General features: G+C 72.3%; 1 protein-coding gene. It reads right to left on the reverse strand.

What is annotated here, in order from left to right; translation table 11 throughout:
* Positions 1–2,613: HAD-IC family P-type ATPase (locus B9S61_RS12845; RefSeq protein ID WP_103542371.1), on the reverse strand; the 2,613-nt coding region annotated here is incomplete at both ends.

The raw sequence follows: 2,613 nt of genomic DNA on the forward strand, positions 1-2,613 counted from the left end.
CCAGCCACTGGCCCGCCGCCAGGTCCGTCGTGGTGAAGAACCCGTGCACCGCGTCCACCTCGACCACCAGGGCCAGCAGCAGGATCACGGCGCCGGTGGCCACGAAGGCCGATGTGTTGGACAGCGTCTCGCGGCTGAGCACACTACGGGTGGGGTGGCGCACGTTGAGCAGGTTGAACGCCTGGAAGAACACGAACGTCACGAACGCCATGGTGCCCGCGGTGGTCGGTTCCCCCAGCTCCGGCTCGGGCCCCGGAGCCCAGACCAGCACGGCCAGGGTTCCGGCCGCCATCACCGCGCTCGCCATGAGGATCCTCTGGAGCCGCTCGCGGGTCAGGATGCGTTCCCTGGCCGGCCGCGGCGACCGGCTCATCGCGTCGTGGCTGACGGGGTCGACGCCCAGCGACATCGCGGGCGGCCCGTCCATCACGAGGTTGACGAAGAGGATCTGCAGCGCGGTGAACGGCGCACCGCCCGCGATCCCGGTCAGCGAGGCGATCAGGAAGACGAGCACGAAGCCGAGGGCGGTCGACAGCTGGAACCGGGTGAACTTCACGATGTTGTCGTAGATGCCCCGGCCCTCGCGGACGGCGCTGACGACGGTGGCGAAGTTGTCGTCGGTGAGTACCATCGTCGCGGCTTCCTTGGTCACCTCCGTGCCGCTGCGCCCCATGGCGACGCCGATGTCGGCCTTGCGCAGCGCCGGGGCGTCGTTCACCCCGTCACCCGTCATCGCGACCACGTCGCCCCGCGCCTGGAGCGCCCGCACGATACGGATCTTGTGGGCGGGTGAGACCCGGGCGACGACGCCGGTGTCGTCGAGGCGGCGCGCGAGTTCGCCGTCGTCGTCGATCCGGTCCAGCTCGTCGCCGGTGACGGCACCGCCGGGGATGCCCAGTTCGCCGGCGATGGCCGCGGCCGTCACCGCGTGGTCCCCGGTGATCATGCGGACCCGGATGCCCGCGTCCCGGCACTCGGCGATGGCCTGCTTCGCCTCCGGACGCGGCGGGTCGACGATGCCCACCAGGGCCGTCAGCACGAGCCGGTCGAGCAGGTCCACGAGATGTCCGGCCGCCTGCACCTCCTCGGCCCGGAAGTCCTTCATGCCCACGGCGAGCACCCGGAGGCCCTGTTCGGCCAGGGCCGCGTTCGCCCGGTCGTAGCGCTCGCGCTCCGCCTCGTCCAGCGGCACGACACCGTCGTCGCCGCAATAGCGGTCGGCCCGGGCGGCCAGCACGTCCGGGGCGCCCTTCACGAAGCAGCGCACCACCGCGCGGCCCTCGTCGTCCGTCCAGTGGTGGAACGTCGCCATGAACTTGTGGTCGGAGTCGAACGGGATCTCGCGCGTCCGGGGCCGGTCGGAGCGCAGCGCGCAGACGTCGACACCGCCCTTCTCCGCCAGCACCACCAGCGCACCCTCGGTGGGATCGCCCACGACGTCCCCGTCCCGCAGCTCCGCGTCCGAGCACAGGGCCATGGCGATCAGCGCCTCGTCGACCGCCGGGGGCAGCGGCTGCCCGTCGGTCGTCCTGATCCGTCCGTCCGTCGAGTAGCCCTCGCCCGAGACCGTGAACCTGCGGTCCGCGAACCTCATCTCCCGCGCCGTCATCTGATTGAGCGTCAGGGTTCCGGTCTTGTCGGTGCAGATCTGCGAGGTGCTGCCCAGTGTCTCGACCGAGGCGAGCCGCTTGACCACCGCGCCGCGCGCCGCCATCCGGCCGGTGCCCATCGCGAGGGTGAAGGCGACGACCGCGGGCAGCCCTTCCGGGATGGCGGCGACCGCGAGCGAGACGGCACTGATGAACAGATCGCCGAAGTCCTGGCCGCGGGCGAGTCCCAGGACGAAGACGACCACGATGACCGCGCCCGCGATGAGGGCGAGCGTGCGGCCGAGGGCCGCGATCTGCCGCTGCAGCGGGGTCGGTTCCGGCTCCGCCTCGTGCAGCATGTGGGCGATCCGGCCGGTCTCGGTGTGCATCCCGGTCGCGGTGACCAGGACCTCACCGCGGCCCCGCGTGACCGTCGTGTTCATGAACACGGCCGTCGCGCGGTCGCCGAGCGCCGCCTTCGGGGCCACCTCGGCATCCGCCGACTTCGGCACCGACTGTGCCTCGCCGGTGAGCGAGGACTCCTGGATCTCCAGCGCCGTGGCCGACAGTAGCCGGCCGTCCGCCGGCACCCGGTCCCCGGCCTCCAGTACCACGACGTCCCCGGGCACGAGCTCGACGGCGTCCAGCCGCGACAGGCCCCCGTCCCGCCGTACGGCCGCCGTGGTGACGAGCATCTTCTTGAGCGCTTCCAGCGAGGCCTCGGCGCGCGACTCCTGCACGAAGCCGATGGTCGCGTTGAGCAGCACCACCAGGGCGATGACGACCGGGGTCTCCCACTCCCCGGTCACCACCAGGCTGACCACGGCGGCGACCAGGAGGATCACGATCAGCAGATCCTGGAACTGCCGGAGGAAGGCGCGCCACCGCGGCTCACGCGGCGGCTCCGCCAGCCGGTTGGCGCCGTACCGCTCCCGCCGCCGGGACGCCTCCGCCGGGGAGAGCCCGGCGGCCGGCTCCACTTCGAGGTGCCGCAGGGCCTCGGCGGCAGGGAGGGCGTACCAGG

This window comes from Streptomyces sp. SM1 (assembly GCF_002910825.1).
In the GTDB taxonomy this organism is placed as follows: Bacteria; Actinomycetota; Actinomycetes; order Streptomycetales; family Streptomycetaceae; genus Streptomyces; species Streptomyces okerensis.